Source organism: Brevibacterium sp. (genome assembly GCF_022712115.1).
Taxonomy (GTDB): domain Bacteria; phylum Actinomycetota; class Actinomycetes; order Actinomycetales; family Brevibacteriaceae; genus Brevibacterium; species Brevibacterium salitolerans.
On the sequence record NZ_JALAHB010000143.1, the window covers coordinates 1 to 17418 of the forward strand.

The following is a 17418-nucleotide window of genomic DNA, read 5'->3' on the forward strand; positions in this document are numbered from 1 at the left end:
CCGCCCGGCTCCCCCCACGGGTGCGCGCCCTCCGGCCGCGGAGGCGAGCAGGCTCCTCACCGTCTACGCGGTCCCCGGCATCGGACGCATCCGCCCGGGCACGGACCTCGGCAGGGAGCTCGGCGCGGCACTCGTGGACTCCCGGCTCGAACTCAAGGACGGGGACGTGCTCGTCGTCGCCTCGAAGATCGTGTCCAAGGCGGAGGGCGCGCTGGCCGCCGTCCGGAACCGGGCGGAGTTCGAGCGTCTCGTCTCCGCCGTCGGCACCCACGTGGTGGCCCGCCGCGCCTATGCCTCCGGCCGCACCCTGAGCATCGTCCGCACGCCCGCGGGCACCGTGCAGGCCGCAGCGGGCCTCGACACCTCCAACCTGGACGCCCCGGAGGTTCCCGGTGCACCGGAGGCCTCACACGTCCTGCTGCAGCCGGAGGACGCCGACGCGTCCGCCGCACGCATCCGCACCGCGCTGTGGGAGATGCTGCGCGTGGACGTGGGGGTCATCGTCTCCGACACCTCCTCCCGTCCGTGGCGCGCCGGGGTCTCCGACATCGCCCTCGGCTGCGCCGGCCTGGCTCCGCTGGACTCCCAGCGAGGCCTGCCCGACGACACGGGCCGCACGCAGTCGCTCACCGTCCGCGCCGTGGCCGACGAGATCGCCTCCGCGGCCGACCTCGTCAAGGGCTCCGCCCGCGGCCGGCCCGCCGCCGTGGTGCGCGGGGTGGCCGAAATGGTGGGCGAGGCACGGGCGCGGACCGCGGCGGAGGCACTCACCCGACCGCTGGACGAGGACTGGTTCCGCACCGGCACCGCCGAGTCCGTCTGGTCCGCGCTGGGCACGGACCACGCCTCCCCCGAGATCGCTCCGCCGTCCGCGGACGGCTCCGAGGGGCTCACGAGCAGGGCCGGCCGCGCGCTCGCCGTCGCACGGCAGGGGACGCCGCGGACGCCCGGCCACCGCTCCTGGGCCGCCACCGTCAAGGGCGCCGGCTCCGTCATCTCGGTGCGGATGCGGAAGTCCCCGGCGGAGCCGGAGGCGGGCGGGCACGCCGTGGTGGAGGCCGCGGTGGGCCTGGGCTCTCTCGTCGAGCGCATCGTCACCGCGCTGGCGGCCGAGGACCTGGGCGCCGTCACGGACTGGCACTGGCGGGACAACGGCGTTCCCGCCGGCTGCGACATCCGCCTCTCACTCACCCAGCCCGCCGCGGCTCCCGCCGTGCCCTGAGCCGCTCACACCGCACACGGCCCCGTCCGCTCACCCCAGGAGATCCCTTGCGCACCCTCGTCGAACACCTCGCCACACGCCGCCGCCCCGTGCTCCGCTGGGAGGACGGCGAGGGCGCCGTCCTCGAACTCACCGGACCCGTGCTCGCGAACTGGGTGCACAAGTCGGCGGGCCTGCTCGCGGAGCTCGAGGTGGGCCCGGGGACGGACCTCGGGATCGTCGACCGCACCGGCCTGCACTGGCGCGCACTTGCCGGCGCCCTCGCCGCCTGGAGCCTGGGGGCGACGGTGCGCGTGCTCGACCCGGCCGCGGGCGAGGGGCCCGCCGGTCCCTGGGTGGCGCTCGCCCACGAGGACTGCGCCCAGGAGCCCATCACAGGATCCGCCGAGGAGGTGCTGGTCTACGCCGCTGCGCCCCTGGCGCTCACGGTCGAGGTGCCCGCCGGCTTCACCGACTTCTCCGCGGCCGTGCGCAGCCAGCCGGACCAGGCCGCGCTCGGCGAGACTCCCACGGTGCGGGCGGGTGATGCCGCACGCACGGAGACCTGGGCGCCTGCGAAGGCGCTGCAGGACGCGGAGGCGGGCGGCGCGGCACAGGAGACCGTGCTGGGCTCCGCTCCGTGCACGGCCGAGCACTGGCGGCAGGCTCTCACCGCACTGCTCGGCGGCACACTGGTCCTCGCCCCCGGGCCGGAGGCCTGAGCGGACGGCCTGAGCCCACGGCCCGAACAGGCGGCCCACCGGCACCCGACCGGCCGAGGGCCCTTCCCACCGGACCCGCCTCCGCGGAGCCGCCGGCCTCCCGCCCGGCGGCGGGAGTGAGACCCGTGCCATAATCGGGCCCATGGACAAAACCGTTGCAACAGCTGCCGAGGCCGTGGCCGACATCGTCGACGGCTCCCAGATCGCGGTGGGCGGGTTCGGGGTCGTGGGCGTCCCCGAGGTGCTCATCGACGCGCTCCGCGACAGCGGCGCCAAGGATCTGGAGGTCATCTCCAACAACGCCGGCGTCGACGGCCGCGGGCTGGGAAAGCTGCTCGAGACCCGCCAGATCAGCCGCATCATCGCCTCCTACGTGGGCGAGAACAAGGAGTTCGCGCGCCAGTACCTCTCCGGCGAGCTCGAGGTCGAGCTCACCCCGCAGGGGACCATGGCGGAGAAGCTCCGCGCCGGCGGCGCCGGGATCCCGGCGTTCTACACCGTCACCGGCGTGGGCTCGCAGGTGGCCGAGGGCGGCATCCCCTGGAAGTACGACGACCAGGGGAACGTCGTGAAGGAGTCCCCCGCCAAGGAGGTCCGCACCTTCTCCACGTTCGGCGAGGAGAAGGAGTACGCACTCGAGGAGTCGCTCGCGCCGGACTTCGCACTGGTGCGCGCGGCCAAGGGAGACCGCGCCGGCAACCTGGTCTTCAACAAGTCCGCACAGAACTTCAACCCGCCGGCGGCCAAGGCCGGCCGGATCACCATCGCCGAGGTGGAGGAGCTCGTGGAGGTGGGCGAGATCGATCCTGCCTGCGTCCACGTGCCGGGCGTCTACGTCACCCGGGTGCTGCCGCTCACGCCCGAGCAGGCCGCGGACAAGCCCATCGAGAAGACCACCCTGAAGGAGGCCTGACATGGCGCTCACCCGCAACCAGATGGCCGCCCGCGCGGCCGCCGAGCTCGCCGACGGCTCCTACGTGAACCTCGGCATCGGCATGCCCACGCTGGTCCCCAACTACATCCCCGAGGGCGTGAGCGTCGTCCTCCAGTCCGAGAACGGCCTCCTGGGCGTGGGCCCGTACCCCACCCGCGAGGAGCTGGACCCGGATCTCATCAACGCCGGCAAGGAGACCGTCACGATGCTGCCGGGCGCGGCGTACTTCGACTCCGCGGAGAGCTTCGCGATGATCCGCGGCGGCAAGATCGACGCCGCGATCCTGGGCGGCATGCAGGTGGCCGGCAACGGCGACATCGCCAACTGGATGATCCCCGGCAAGATGGTCAAGGGCATGGGCGGGGCGATGGACCTGGTGCACGGCGCCCGCAGGGTCATCGTCCTCATGGACCACACCGCCAAGGACGGCTCGCTCAAGCTGCTGCAGCGCTGCGAGCTGCCGCTCACGGGGCGCGAGGTCGTCTCCCGGGTCATCACGGATCTCGCGGTCCTCGACGTCACCGGCAGCGGCTTCCGCCTCGTGGAGCGCGCGCCGGGGGTCAGCCCTGAGGAGATCGCGGAGAAGACCGAGGGTCTCGCACCGGTCGAGGGCGAGATCCCGGAGATCACCGTCGCCGCCTGAGGCCGGCGCACGGCCGCGACCGCTCCACGGAGAGAGCCCACGGGCTCACGGCGGTGCGCGGCCTCACCGGCCCGGCGGCGTCACAGAGCCGTCGAGGCGGCGAACAGGAGCCCCGTCCCGCGCACCGCGGGGCGGGGCTCGTCCGCGCCCACGAAGACCGCGTCGCCCCGGCCGAGGGCGAGCTGGGAGGGGCCGGTGCCCGAGGCCTCGGGCACGGTGACGGAGAACTCGCCCTCCGTGCACAGGAGGATCAGAGGACCCGGGCGGGAGAGGACCTGGGGTGCGCGGCCGAGTTCCCGGTCGCGCGGATCATCAGGACCCGGGCGGGAGAGGACCTCGGGTGCGGATGGCCCTCCGCCCTCCGCGTGCCGGGTGTCCACGACGGTGAGCGCGAAGTCGTCCGTGCTCCCCCTCAGCTCGCTGCCGCCCACGGCTCGCTGCACCCGGGGGGCGGCGGTGGAGAAGAGCGCCGTGCGCCGGAGCTCCTCGACGTCGATGTGCTTGGAGGTGAGCCCGCCGCGCAGCACGTTGTCCGAGGAGGCCATGATCTCCACCGCGAGGCCGCCGAGGTAGGCGTGCATGACACCCGCCTCGAGTGCGAGGCACTCCCCCGGCTCCAGGCGGAAGCGCCGCAGCATGACCGCGACGAGGGCGCCGGGGTCCGTGCGGAAGTCACGGTTGGTCTCGCGCAGCGTCACGAGGGGGTCCGTGCAGGTGCCTTCGCGGGAGGCGTGGTCCGCCGGTGCCTCGCCGAGGGAGGAGTCCGCGAGCGCATCGGCCAGCGCACCGTAGCGTTCGCGCTCCCCCAGCAGCGCAGCGAGGGTCCTCTCGAGAGTGAAGCGCTCACCGGCCTCCGCCGAGGTCGCTGCGGGGTCGAGGAGCAGCCACCAGTCCTCCAGCGCCTGTGCCTCCCGGCCCGGCAGCGAGTCCGCGACCGCACGGAACCTCTCGACGGTGGCGCGCAGCGCCCGCAGCGGCCGGAAGCCGCAGAGAGCGTGGAATTCGGTGAGCGCGCAGACGAGTTCGGGCTTGTGCCAGGCATCCCGATAGCTGCGCCCCGGGGCGTCCCGCGGGATGCCTGCCGCCTCCTCCGCCGCGAATCCGGCGCGTGCCTGCGTGAGACTCGGATGGGTCTGGATCGAGAGTGCGGTCCGGGCGGAGAGGAGCTTCAGCAGGAAGGGCAGACGAGGGCCGTAGCGTTCGAGGACCTCGGCCCCCAGCAGCCTGCCGGGATCCTCACCGATGAGCGTGTGGAGATCGACGCCCTCCCGTCCGCGCACCGCGGCCGGTCCCTGCGGATGCGCACCCAGCCAGAGCTCGGCCACGGGCGTCCCGTCCGGCGTCCGGCCCAGGATCTCCGGTATCCCCGAGGGGCTGCCCCACGCGTAGTCGCGCACCGTGCCTTCCAGCAGCTCCACATCGTTCCTCTCGCCGGCGCGGCGGCCGCCCGTGCGGCCCGCGTACCGGTTGCGGTGAGCGGTTCGCGCAGGGCTCAGATCACGCGGATGAACACTGCGCCCCGCTTGAGCATCCAGTCGTAGCTGCGCTTGGAGGTGTTGGTCCGCGAGCTGCCCGCGTCGTACATCTTCCCCTTGCTCTCGGAGACGATGCCGATGTGGCCGGGCACCCAGATGAGGTCACCGGGCTTCGCCTCCTTCTGGGAGATCACCTTCCCGGCGTTGCGCTGGGCACCCGAGGTGCGCGGGATGTCGATGCCGTTCTGCTTGAAGACGTACTGGGTGAAGCCGGAGCAGTCCCAGCCGGAGGTGGGGCTGGTGCCGCCCCAGCGGTAGCGGACGCCCATGTGCTTCTTGGCCTCTGCGATGATGTCATCGCGCTTGGCGGCCTCCGCCTTCTCCTTGTCCTTCTTGTCGTCCTTCTTGCTCTCGTCCTTCTTCTTGCCGTCGTCCTTCTTCCCGGAGTCGTCGGACTTCCCCTCGTCCTCCTTCTCCTCGGGTGCGGCAGTGGGCTCGGGCGAGGCGGACGGCTCTGCACTCGGGGTGGCCGAGGGCTCGGCGCTGGGCGACTGCGAGGGAGTCGGGTCCGATGAGTCTTCCCCGGACCCACCGGACTCACCTCCCTGGGCCGCGTTGTCGTCGTGCACGGCGGCGCGGATGTCGCCCCGCGGCGAGAACTCCGTGGTGCCGTAGCCCTCCGCCCACACCAGGCGCGCGCCCTGGAAGGTCTGCTCGGCACGGCCGTCGGTCACGGTCGGCGCTCCTGTGGGATAGCCCAGGTGCCCCTTCTCCGTGCCCTTGTCCTTCCAGTAGTCCTGGAGGACGCCCCAGGTGGGCTGTGCACCGGTGTCCTTCGTGTAGTGCATCGCCCCCTTCTGGAAGGCCTGGTAGTAGCCGCCGTTCTTGAGGCCGCCCTTCTCATCGGCCGTGGGGAATCCGATCTGCTTGAGCAGATCCTCGTCCACGGCCTTGTTGAACGCGCCCTTGACGATCTGCGCGCCGGTGTCCTTGGTCCAGTAGATGCGGCCCTTCTCGTACTCCTGGGCACGGCCGCCCGCCACGGAGTACTCCTTGCCCTTGGGCTTGCCGAGCTGCTTGACGTGGCCCTCGTACTTCTTCTCGATGGGCGACTTCGACTCGTCCTTCTTCTTGTCGTCCTTCTTGCCGTCGTCCTTCTTCTCGTCCGGCGTCGCGCCGCCGCTCTGCATCTTGGAGATCGCGTCGCGCATGCCGCCGAGCTTGCTGTAGAAGGCGTCGCCCGGGCAGGAGGTCTGGCCCACGTCGCGGTGGCCCACCACCGTCTTGATCTTCTTGCCGTTGACGGTCGTCGTCCCCTTGGAGGAGACGCCGTCCTTGGACAGCTTCCAGGCGATCGCGTGGCTGACCGCGTCGATCGTCTTCTGCGGCGGGGCCTTCTTGTCGTAGGTGCCCATCACGGAGATGCCGAACGTCCCGGTGTTGAAGCCCTGGGCGTGCGCTCCGACCACGGCCCGGTCCAGACCGCCTGCGCGGCCCTCCCAGAGGCGCCCGTACTTGTCCGCGAGGACGTTGTAGCCCACGTCGGCCCAGCCCTGGCCCTTCGTGTGGAAGGAGTAGATGCCGCGGAGGATGGAGGGCACGTCCTCGGCCGAGTAGCCGTTGGCACCGGCCGTGTGGTGCACGACCGCAGCCTTGACGGAGGAGGCGTAGGAGGGGCTGCCGTTCTTCAGCGACTCGTTGGCGCCCCACTCCTTGCGGGAGGCGATCTTGGGCTTGGAGACCTTCTTCACCGCGGTGTTGCCCACACTCGCGGAGCCCGGCGCGTAGGAGACGTTGGTCGCCTCCGTGCCGGCGGTGTCGAGGGAGCCCGCCGCGTCCTGCTGTTCGGCAGCGTCCGCGCCGGAGTCGCCGGAGACGGCAGGCGGCGCGACCGGTTCGTTGTTGCGCACCGCCTCTGCGTCGTAGTTCGACCGCTTGGGGTCGACGAGGACCAGCTGGGTGGAGGCCGGCGTGCCGCTCTCACCGAGGGCGCGGACCTGGACCTCCTGGGCACCCACCACGACGAAGGGCTCGGAACCGCTGAGGCCCTCCGCGGAGGAGTCCAGGTCGACGTCCTCCCAGGCGCCCCAGGAGTCGCCGGACTTCTGACGGATCTCGAAGGTGACGTCCGCGGTGCCCTCGTAGGCGACGCCCACCACACTGGGATTCTTCGAGGGGACCTCCATGACCTCGCTGATGGCGGCGATCGTCACGCCGTCCTCGGTCTGGTCCTTGACGGAGCCCACGCCGGCCGGCCCCTCGGTCGGCTCGTCCGCCGGCGCCTCGGAGGCCTCCGGCTCCTCGGACTCCGCCTCAGCGGGGGACGGGGTCGACGCCTCAGCGGGCGCCTGGGTCTCCGCGGGCGCCTGCTGTTCGGAGTCGCCGTCCGCATCGCCCTCCTCGCCGGAAGAGCCGGCGGACGAGTCCGCGAGGCCCATCGGGGTGGCCGAGAAGGCGGAACCCGCAGCGGCGGCCGCTGCGGCCGGTCCGGCGGAGAGGTTCTGCGCCGCGGTGGGCGCCCGGAGGAGCCCGGGAAGGTTCGTGGTGCTGCGGTTGGAGACCGCCGCGGTGCTGTTGGAGGAGGCGCGGGCGCCCGGAGCGTCCAGTCCGCCCTCATCGATCTCTGTCAGCGGTGTCTCGCTGACATCGGGGTTCACCGGCGCGGCGACCGCGTCCGTCGATCCGCTCAGACCGATGGTCGTCACCATCACCGCCGCAGCGCATGCCGCTGCGGAAGGCAGGAGGATTCTCATCGTTTCAGCCTTTTCGAGGAAGACAGGGAAGTTGAGGCTTCTGCAGGGCCGGCTCCTCACTGGGTGTGAGGTGACGCCCCAACATCTCAGAATTGTTACATACTTTGGGCGTGTCTGAGTTGAAAATCCTCGGATGACCATAACTACACCGATGTAGTTCCGCATGCTGACGCGGGAGGAGCGCTCGGAAAAAGATCTGCCCGTTACCTCATCAGTTCACGGCGCAGGAGGAGGACACGCCGAGAACTGCTCCATTCGCTCGCGAGAATCGTACCGGCAGGGAGCCGGGAGCGCGAATCGTGCGAATTCGGCAGGGTGGAGAGAGGCACGCAGCCGCAGCCTCCGCAGCACGACCGTGACGGCCGGCGCACGCAGCCGGCCGACCGGCAGGTCACCTCTCCGGGCACCGCACAGATCAGGGCACCGAACAGATCTCCTCGTCGCCGCCATCCCCGGAGCCCCCGCCGTCCTCGGCACCGGCTGCGAGCGCGGTGGCGGGACCGGCCGTGAGCACGGCTCCGGGAGCCATGAGCAGGCTCCCCGCCGGAGCGGGGGCGGCCGCAGGCGTGGTCTCCTCCGCCGAGGCCTGCGACTTCTCCACGGTCTCCGCCACGAGGGCGCGCACCGAGTCGAAGTCCGGGTGCGTGGGGTTGACCTCGGGCGGGGTGAGATCGACGGAGGTGGTGCCGGCGGCGCGGGTCTTGAGCGCGAGATCCACGAAATCGTCCACCTGGACCTGCGGGATGTCCGTGGAGACCACCTCGGGGGCGGCCTTGGCGATGTCCTGGAACCGCAGCAGCACCGTCTGCGGGTTCAGCTGCCGGAGCATCGCGTCCTGGACGCAGCGCTGCCGCACCATGCGCTCGTAGTCGGAAGAGAACTCGCGGGAGCGGGCGAACCACAGGGCGTGATAGCCGTCGAGCTTCTGCTCCCCCGGCTCGATCCAGCCCTTCACGGGGCCGTGCTTGCCGGTCGCGGGATCCACCTTGCTGGAGATGGGCACGCGCTTCTGAGAGACCACTGTGATGCCGCCCATGGCGTCGATGAGATCCTCGAAGCCCTGCAGGTCGATCATCGCGTAGTACTGCGCCTCGAGGCCGGTGACTCCGGTGACGGCGTCCTTCATCGCCTGGACTCCGGCCGTCTCCGCGTCCGGGAAGGCGTCCGCATGCTCCTCGCCGGCCTGGTAGACGGCATTGAGCAGGCATTCGTCACCGCAGTCGAAGCCCTGCGGGTACTCACCGGCCAGCGGCGTGCCCTCCGGGAAGGGCACATTCTGCATATTGCGCGGCAGTCCCACCATCACGGCGGCGCCGGTCTTCGCGTCGATGCTCACGAGTGTGATGCTGTCCGGCCGGATGCCCTGCCTTCCCTTGCCGGCGTCGGAGCCCAGCAGGAGGATGTTGTACCGGCCGTCCACGGGCTTGGCGGCCTTGCCGGAGGCGAACAGCTCCGACATGAGGCCGCGCTGGCTGTTGACCATCACCCCGGCGTAGGCGGTGCCGCCGGTGACGAGGAGCACGGCGGCGAGCGCCGCGGCGAGGAACCGCGGACGGGCCCTGCGGCTGAGGGTGTGCAGCCGCACGAGTCTGACGGTGTCGAGCAGGCAGAGCAGCCAGTTGACGCCGCCCACCGCGACGACGAGCAGCACCACGGGCAGGAGGATCGGATTGGTCGCCAGGGAGAAGGCGAACTGCCGGCGCACCAGCACGAGGACGAGGGCCAGCAGCGCGCACACCCAGACCACGAGGGTGATGCCGAGCGCGATCCGCGAGCGGCGGGAGCGGAAGTACGACTGGACGCTCCCCGGGAGCAGGACGGTCGCCAGCAGCAGGACCCAGCCGCGCACGTCGCGGTGCGCGGCATCCAGCCGAGTGGGATTTCGCAGGGGGTCTGCGATCCGCAGGCGGTGTTCGGTCCGCTTCACTTCGCTCACGCTGGCTGCTCCGTCTGACTCGCACGGGGAAGGACACGGGAGACGCGCAGGTCCGCCCGCCCCACCACTGTGCCGCATGCCGCTGGGGATCCTGTGGAGGCGCGCGGGGAGAGCACTGTGCACTCCGCGCGGAGGTGCCGAGGCGGCGCTCGGCTGCCCGCGGGCGGGGGGCGGGGGAAGCGACCTGTCCGCACGCCCGTGTGGTCCGGTCGAACTCAGCCCCCGGCCGGCCGGGGGAAACCGGTGTTCCCCTCGCGCTGCGGGGCCGCCTGCCGCATGATGTCCTGCCACGTGCGGCCGGAGATCGTCGCACCGAAGATCTCGCCGCTGACGGCGCCCGCGCCCTCCGTGCGCCAGTCCCGCCCGCCGTCCGGGTCGCCGGTCCACACGTAGGTCGAGAGCGAGCGGGTGAAACCCGCGAGGGAGGTGGAGCCCACCTCGAAGTTCGTGGTGCCGGTCTTCGCAGCGGCGGGCACGCCGATCCCGAGGCCGCTGGTGGTGCCGCCGTCGAACGTCCGGCTCATGGCATAGGCGACGCCCTGCGCCGTCTGCGGGTCGAGCGCCTGCTCGCAGTCCGCCGAGGGCGTCTCGAGCTCCGTGCCGTCCGCGTCGGTGATGCCCTCGATGGGTGTGGGCCTGCAGTACTCACCGTCCGCGGCGAAGGCGGCGTAGGCGGAGGCCATGTCCAGCGGGGCCGCCTGCACCGTGCCCAGGATCGAGGCGGGGCTCAGCGCCGGGATGAAGCCGTCGCCGTCCGCCGTGTCGAGCGGGTCCCCGTTGCCGTAGGTGAGACCCAGGGAGTCCGCCGTGTCGAGGATGCCGCACATGTCGAGCCGCGAGCCCATCGCGGCGTACGCGGTGTTGACGGACTGCTGCGTGGCCTCGAGCGCGGACATGGACGGGCGCGCGTCGCTGTCGCCGGCGTTGCGAGGGTCCCACTCCCCGCCCATGGCGGGACAGTCGCCGTAGTGCCAGGCGTCGGCCGGGAAGGTGCGGCGCGAGGCGTCGACGGTCGTGTCGAGGCCGTTGCCCTCCTGCCGCCACTCCGCGAGCACGAACGGCTTCCAGGTGGAGCCCACCTGGAAGCCGGCGGTGCCTCCGACGTGGCTGCCGACGTTGTAGTTGAGCTGCGTCTCGGCCGTCGACTCCGCCTCCCCGGCGGTGTAGTCGCGGTTCTGCGCCATCGCGACGACGCGCCCGGTGCCCGGCTCCACCGTCACGGCGGTGTGCCCGGCGGCGGAGGGATCGTCGGCCGGCACCCGGCTGCGCACGGCCTCGTCCGCGATCTTCTGGATGTCCGGGTCGAGGGACGTGCGGATGGTGAGGCCGCCGCGCTGCAGCAGCTGCCGGCGCGCGTCCGCGTCCTCGCCGAAGGCTTCGTCGTTCTCGATGACCTGCTGCACGAAGTCGCAGAAGTACGCCTCTCCCCCGGCCGCGGCACAGCCGTTGGGGGTGGACTGGATGTCGAGGTCCAGATCGCTCTGCCGGGCCTGCTCGTGCTCCTCCTCGTCGATGAAGCCGTGCTCGTGCATGAGGGCGAGCACGGTGTTGCGGCGCTCGAGTGTGCGTTCGGGGTGCCGCTCCGGGTTGAAGGCGCTCGGATTCTGCACGATGCCGGCCAGCGTCGCCGCCTGCGCCGCATTCAGCTCGGAGGCGGACACGCCCCAGTACCGGTGTGCGGCCGCCTCCACCCCGTAGACGTTGGGCGAACCGGAGTAGTTGTTGATGTTGAGGTAGCGGTGGAGGATCTCGTCCTTGCTGTAGCGGTTCTCCACCGCGGCGGCGAGCTTGACCTCGCGCAGCTTGCGGGCGAGGCCCTCCGCCCCATCGGCGCGGGTGGCCTCCTCGTAGGCCTCGTCGTTCTCCTCCTGGGAGGCGTTCTGTGCGAGCACGTTCTTCACGTACTGCTGCGTGAGGGTGGAACCGCCCTGGGTGGAGTCGGAGACCAGGTTGTTCACGGCGGCACGCGCGATCCCCTGCAGGTCCACCCCGGCGTGGTCGTAGAAGCGGTAGTCCTCGACGGCGACGGTGGCGTCCTTCATCTCCTGCGAGATCTCGTCGAAGCCGACCTCCTCGCGGTTCTGCCAGTAGAAGGTCGCGATCTCCGAACCGTCCGCTGCGAGCATGCGCGACTGCTGCGCGAGAGGCCGCTCGTCGAGCTCCGCCGGAAGCGATTCGAACACCTCCGCTCCGGTGTCCGCGCCCACGGCGGCCAGGCCCACGCCGGGGATCGCGAGGCCGGCACCCACGAGGCCGGCGATGCAGCTGACCGCGACGAAGTGGAGCATGGCACCCGCTCGCGTGCCCGCGCCGGCGCGCAGGAGGCCACTGCCCCGGGAGCCGGGCGCGGCCCTTCCCGAGGCGCGGCCGGGGGTCCTCTGCTCGGAAGTCACCATGGCCGCGACGGTACCGAAGGACGGTGACACCCGCATCCAGCACACGCCGAGAGAACTCTCAAGGGATATTGCCGTCCGAGTGTCGCACGGGACTGCCGTGTGCGTGGCCGTTCCCCATCCGGCAGGCACTGCATCCGGCGGACCGGGCAGCGGCCAGCGCGACGGGAGGCCGGTTCTCCGAGCAGATCCCGCAGGGCCGCGAGACCGCCGGCGCATGCCTCGACGGCGCCTGCGCCGTAGAACGCAGCGCCTGTCTGAGCGTGCACCCTCTGTCCACCCGGACGGCAGCAGCTGCGAGAGCTGCGCCCCGGAGCCAGGGAAGCTCCGGGGCGGAGGGTGCCTCTCACCAGGCCATATGCTCAGGCCAGCAGCTTGCGGCCCATCACGAGGCGCTGCACCTGGTTCGTCCCTTCATAGATCTGCGTGATCTTGGCATCGCGCATCATGCGCTCCACCGGGTGGTCCTGCACATAGCCGGCACCGCCCAGCAGCTGCACGGCGTCCGTCGCGACCTCCATCGCGACGTCCGAGGCGTAGGCCTTCGCCGCCGCTCCGAAGTAGCCGAGGTCGGCGTCGCTGCGCTCGCTCTTGGCCGCCGCCGTGTAGGTGAGCTGGCGCGCCGCCTCGAGCTTCATGCCCATGTCCGCGACCATGAACTGGATCGCCTGGAAGTCCGCAATGGCCTTGCCGAACTGCCTGCGCTCCTTGATGTAGCCGATCGCGTAGTCGAGCGCGCCCTGGGCGATCCCCACGGCCTGCGCGGCGATCGTCACCCGCGTGTGGTCGAGGGTGCGGAGAGCGATCTTGAGACCTTCGCCCTCCTCGCCCACGATCCTGTCACCCGGCAGGTACACATCCTCGAAGAAGAGTTCGCGCGTGGGGCTGCCCTTGATGCCGAGCTTGCGCTCCTTCTCCCCGAAGGTGAAGCCCTCGTCCGTCTTCTCCACCACGAAGGCGGTGATGTTGCGACCGCGCGGTCCCTCCGGATCCGTGACGGCCATGACGGTGTAGAAGTCGGAGACGCCCGCGTTGGTGATCCAGGTCTTCACGCCGTTGAGGCGCCAGCCGTCGCCGTCGCGCACCGCACGGGTCTTCATGGACGCGGTGTCGGAACCGGCCTCACGCTCGGAGAGTCCGTAGGAGAAGCCGTGCCCCTCCGCCAGCTGCGTCAGGTACTTCTGCTTGATCTCCTCACCGCCGCCCAGCTCCACCGGGAGGGAGCCCAGCTTGTTCACGGCCGGAATGAGCGAGGACGAGGCGCAGCCGCGCGCCACCTCCTCGATGACGATCGCGGTGGCGAGTGCGTCCGCACCCACTCCCCCGTACTGCTCCGGCACGTGGGGCGCGAAGAAGTCGGTGGCCAGCAGCGCGTCGTGCGCCTCCTGCGGATAGCGGGCCTCGGAGTCCACCTCCGCCGCGTGCGGGGCGACCTTCGCCTCGACCACCTCGCGGACGGCAGCACGCAGCTCTTCGTGCTCCTCGGTGGGGCGATAGAGATCGTTCATGGAGTTCTCCGTTCTGTCAGGCTCTCCTCTGAGAGACGGCTCTGCTCGTCAGACATGGGGTTTCGCTCGAGATCCGCTGGTGCCGAGATCCACACCACATCCTACTTCTCAGTAGGGTGTGGTCCTGCCGCGGCGTCCTGCGGCGGGATGGGTCCCCGCGGGCTCACTCCCCGCCGGCCAGCCGCTCCTGCAGCGCACGGCCCTTGGCGGCGGCCGTCTCGCGGAGCCCGTCGCGGTGGTCGTCGAGGGCCGCGGTGAGCGCGGCGGCGTCCTCGCCGCTGCCGGCGGCGAGGATGCGCACTGCGAGCAGACCGGCGTTGGCGGCCCCGCCCACGGAGACCGTCGCCACCGGCACTCCGGCAGGCATCTGCACGATCGAGAGCAGCGAGTCCATTCCGTCCAGGTACGTGAGCGGCACGGGCACCCCGATGACGGGGACCGAGGTGACGGAGGCGAGCATGCCCGGCAGGTGGGCCGCTCCCCCGGCACCGGCGATGATGACCTCGATGCCGCGGGCGGCCGCGGTCGCGCCCCACTCGATCATCTCGTGCGGCATGCGGTGGGCGGAGACGACCTCGGCGGTGAACTCGATGCCGAAGTCCCGCAGCTGCGCCGCCGCGGCCTCCATCGTGGGCCAGTCCGAGTCGGAGCCCATGACGATGCCCACGCGGGGACGAACCTCGGAGGCGCCCTGGTTCGGAGCTGCACTGTCCGGAGCCGTGCTCAGCAGGCCGGCTCCGGCGCTGCTGAGGCTCGCCGGGACGGGCAGGTCCGGATGCGGATCCGTGTCGACGCCCGCGATGAAGTCCGCGGCGTGGCGGGCACGGGCCACGATGTCCTCCGGCCTGCCGGCGCCGGTGAGGTTGACGTGCCCCAGCTTGCGGCCGGGCCGCACCTCCTTGCCGTACATGTGGACCTTGACCTCCGGGTCGTGCGCGAGCACGTGGAGGTAGGCGCCGTAGAGGTCGCTGTGCTCGGCCCCGAGCACATTCACCATCGCGGTGACGGGGAACTGTGCGGCGGGATCGCCCAGCGGGAGGTCGAGAACGGCGCGGAGGTGCTGTTCGAACTGGCTGGTCCGGGAACCGTCCTGCGTCCAGTGCCCGGTGTTGTGCGGGCGCATGGCGAGCTCGTTGACGAGGTAGCCGTCCGCGGTCTCGAACATCTCCATCGCCATGACGCCGGTGACGCCCAGCCGCGCGGCCAGTTCGATGACGTCGCGCTGGATCCGCGCCGAGACCTCGGCGTCCAGGCCCGGCGCAGGTGCCACGGCCTCCTTGCAGACGCCGTTCTCCTGGTAGGTGGCCACGACCGGCCACACAGCCGTCTGGCCCATGGGCGAGCGGGCCACCATGACGGCGAGTTCGCGGGAGAAGTCCACCTTCTCCTCCGCGAGCAGGGTGCCCGAGGCGGTCTCGAACCAGTCCGCGGCCTCGGCGGGGTCGGAGATGACGCGCACGCCGTGGCCGTCGTAGCCGCCGCGCGGCGTCTTGAGGATCAGCGGCAGGCCGATCCGCTCCGCGGCCGTCCGCAGCTCCTCGACGCTGCCCACCTCAGCCCACGCGGGGTTGGGCAGGCCGAGCTCGTCCATCCTGCGCCGCATGACGATCTTGTCCTGCGCGTGGATGAGGGCGTCCGGGGTGGGGTGCACGCTGTGGCCGGCGGCCTCGAGCGCCCGCAGATGCTCCGGCGGCACGTGTTCGTGGTCGAAGGTGAGGACGTCCACGGACTCCGCGAACGCGCGGAGCGTGTCGAAGTCCCGGTAGTCGCCCACCGTCACCTGTGAGGAGACCTGGGCCGCAGAGGAGCCCGGGGCCTCGGAGAGGACATGGAAGGAGACGCCGAGCGCCTCAGCTGCTGGCGCCATCATCCTGGCGAGCTGTCCGCCGCCCACGACGCCGATCTTGGGGAAAGTCACAGGCGCCAGTCTATGCAACTGCCTCCCCCGCCGCGCCAGGCGCTCGCAGGACGGCGCCGCCTCGGCGCGGAAGCCCCGCTCCGGCCGCTCGGAACCGCTCGCCTGACGTGGACGGCGGGGCCGCCCGCTGCCGCCTGCACGCGATGCTCAGCCGCGCTCGCTATCGTGACGGGCATGGGAGCTGGCAGGGAGATCCGCCGTCTGGGCAAGTTCTCCGCTGTGGGCGGGGTGGCCTTCGTCGTGGACATCGCGCTGTTCAACGCGCTGCGCATCGAGGCACTGGGCATCGGCCCGATCTGGGCGAAGGTGGCCTCCGTCGCCGCCGCGACGCTCGTCGCCTGGCTGGGCTCGCGGTACTGGACCTTCAAGGACGGGAAGACCAACTCCCCCGCGCTCGAGGCGGTGGGCTTCTTCGCCGTCAACGGCGCCGGCCTGCTCCTCGCGGTCGCCTGCCTGTGGTTCTCCAACCACGTGCTCGGGCTGACCTCCGCGCTGGCGGACAACGTCTCCGGCAACATCGTGGGAGCGGCCCTGGGCAATGTCTTCCGCTACAGCATGTACCGTTTCGTCCTCTACCGCCCGCGCGGCGAACACCGCCCGCCGCGGCGGCAGCGGGTGGATCTCGAGGAGGGCGAGCGCCTCGACGAGACCGGTGCCAGCACCGACGGCGCGGAGGCCGGCTCCGGGCGAGGCTGACCGCGGTGCCGCGGCGGACGGTCCGCCGCCCCGAGGCGACCTCACACCGTCAGCAGCGGGATCTCCAGCTCCTCGGCGGTCACTCCGCCGTGGTGGCCCAGCAGGGACAGCGCGGAGGCGGAGTCGCTGAGCGAGTCCACGATCCCGAACCCCTCACCCGCGATGACGAGGAGATCGCCCACCCGCGGCAGGTTCTCCGGCCGCACCGTGTGCACGGGACCGAACAGGCCGGCCCGCACGGCTTCCTCACGCGTGAGGACCGTCGCCTTCCCGGCCACGCGCTCGCGCAGACCCGCGGCGGCCTCGGCGACGGCGCCCGGGCGGGCATAGAGGTGCGCGGCCCGCGGCTCCCCGCCCACGGCGCGCAGGAGCCCGCGCAGGTCAGGATGCTCTGCGAGGTCGAGGCGGCCCTCGTGGGGCACGTCGACCATGCCGTGGTCCGCGGTGATGAGCAGGGTCGAATCCGCGGGCAGGCTGTTCGCAAGCACCTTCAGCTGCTCGTCGACGTGCTCGAGCTGCTCCAGCCACTCCCAGGAGTCCACGCCGCGGCCGTGGCCGGTCTTGTCCAGCGCTCCCCAGTACAGGTAGACGACCCGTGAGCCCGGCCGCTTCGCCTCCTCCACGGCGTGCCGCACGCGCTCGTCCAGCGACTGCGAGCCCCGGAACCGCGCCCCGCGCATGGAGCCGGTGTTGAGACCGCGGCCGGCGAACTTGGGCTCGCCCAGGTTGACGGCCTCCACACCGCCTGCGGTGAGCCGGTCGAAGAGCGTGTCGTCCGGGACCCAGGCGCGGCCGTCCACGTGCTCGGAGCCCGTGAGCTGGTTGAAGACCTCGTCGCGCTCCGGGTCCAGCAGGCGGTAGCCCATGACGCCGTGCGCTCCCGGCAGCAGGCCCGTGCCCAGGGAGGACAGGGAGTTGGCCGTGGTGGAGGGGAAGCCCGCGCTCAGCAGCTGCTCGTCCCGTAGCAGCGAGCGGAGGAACGGCGCGTGCGCCGCGCGTCTGCGCAGCAGCAGGGAGCCCATGCCGTCCACCAGCACCACCACCGCGGTCCGGGCCGCGGCCTGCGGTGCGATGCGCCGGGCCCGGGCGATCGCCTCGGCGTCGAGGATCTGCTCCGCGCCCACGGCCAGCGCCGCCGCCGGGATCACGTCGGAGAGCAGGGGGCCGGAGTAGTCCGGGCCCCGCACCAGCGCCGCGGCCGCGCCCTCCTCCGCACCGGAGGCCGCCGCCCCCGAGGCC

General features: G+C 71.7%; 12 protein-coding genes. 5 read left to right on the forward strand and 7 right to left on the reverse strand.

The window, feature by feature from the left end:
• The 4 genes from Q0A33_RS08210 to Q0A33_RS08225 all read left to right on the forward strand — a co-directional run.
• A partial coding sequence (locus Q0A33_RS08210; RefSeq protein ID WP_363316546.1) for a coenzyme F420-0:L-glutamate ligase occupies positions 1 to 1222 on the forward strand: 1222 nt, incomplete at its 5' end.
• Between the two features lie 47 nt (positions 1223 to 1269).
• Entirely contained in the window at positions 1270 to 1923 is a 654-nt protein-coding gene (locus tag Q0A33_RS08215; protein ID WP_291795031.1) for a TIGR03089 family protein, read from the forward strand.
• 142 nt (positions 1924 to 2065) lie between these two features.
• Complete coding sequence (locus Q0A33_RS08220; RefSeq protein ID WP_291795032.1) at positions 2066 to 2836, forward strand: CoA transferase subunit A; 771 nt, start codon at positions 2066 to 2068, stop codon at positions 2834 to 2836.
• A gap of 1 nt (position 2837) precedes the next feature.
• Positions 2838 to 3500: a 3-oxoacid CoA-transferase subunit B gene (locus tag Q0A33_RS08225; protein ID WP_291795033.1), complete on the forward strand. Its 663-nt coding sequence runs from the start codon at positions 2838 to 2840 to the stop codon at positions 3498 to 3500.
• A gap of 80 nt (positions 3501 to 3580) precedes the next feature.
• Here Q0A33_RS08225 and manA read toward each other — a convergent pair whose 3' ends face one another.
• From manA to Q0A33_RS08260, 6 genes are all read right to left on the reverse strand, one after another.
• Positions 3581 to 4918: a mannose-6-phosphate isomerase, class I gene (gene manA, locus Q0A33_RS08230; RefSeq protein ID WP_291795034.1), complete on the reverse strand. Its 1338-nt coding sequence runs from the start codon at positions 4916 to 4918 to the stop codon at positions 3581 to 3583.
• A 74-nt stretch (positions 4919 to 4992) separates the two neighbouring features.
• The gene (locus Q0A33_RS08235) at positions 4993 to 7728 is read right to left on the reverse strand and encodes an NlpC/P60 family protein (protein WP_291795035.1); all 2736 of its coding nucleotides are present in this window, start codon (positions 7726 to 7728) and stop codon (positions 4993 to 4995) included.
• Between the two features lie 415 nt (positions 7729 to 8143).
• Positions 8144 to 9664, reverse strand: coding sequence for an LCP family protein (locus tag Q0A33_RS08240; RefSeq protein ID WP_291795036.1), 1521 nt, complete (start codon positions 9662 to 9664; stop codon positions 8144 to 8146).
• Between the two features lie 215 nt (positions 9665 to 9879).
• On the reverse strand, positions 9880 to 12060 hold the full coding sequence (locus Q0A33_RS08245) for a transglycosylase domain-containing protein (RefSeq protein ID WP_291795037.1): 2181 nt from the start codon (positions 12058 to 12060) through the stop codon (positions 9880 to 9882).
• A 359-nt stretch (positions 12061 to 12419) separates the two neighbouring features.
• Positions 12420 to 13565, reverse strand: a complete 1146-nt coding sequence (locus Q0A33_RS08250; RefSeq protein WP_291795038.1) for an acyl-CoA dehydrogenase family protein — start codon at positions 13563 to 13565, stop codon at positions 12420 to 12422.
• Between the two features lie 163 nt (positions 13566 to 13728).
• Positions 13729 to 15483 (reverse strand): 5-(carboxyamino)imidazole ribonucleotide synthase, encoded by a 1755-nt coding sequence (locus Q0A33_RS08260; RefSeq protein ID WP_363316547.1) that lies wholly within the window; start codon positions 15481 to 15483, stop codon positions 13729 to 13731.
• A gap of 174 nt (positions 15484 to 15657) precedes the next feature.
• Between Q0A33_RS08260 and Q0A33_RS08265 the strand changes: the two genes are divergently transcribed.
• Entirely contained in the window at positions 15658 to 16179 is a 522-nt protein-coding gene (locus Q0A33_RS08265; RefSeq protein ID WP_291795039.1) for a GtrA family protein, read from the forward strand.
• A gap of 41 nt (positions 16180 to 16220) precedes the next feature.
• Here the strand turns inward: Q0A33_RS08265 and Q0A33_RS08270 are convergent, their stop codons facing one another.
• Positions 16221 to 17366 (reverse strand): nucleotide pyrophosphatase/phosphodiesterase family protein, encoded by a 1146-nt coding sequence (locus Q0A33_RS08270; RefSeq protein ID WP_291795042.1) that lies wholly within the window; start codon positions 17364 to 17366, stop codon positions 16221 to 16223.
• Positions 17367 to 17418 lie beyond the last annotated feature (52 nt).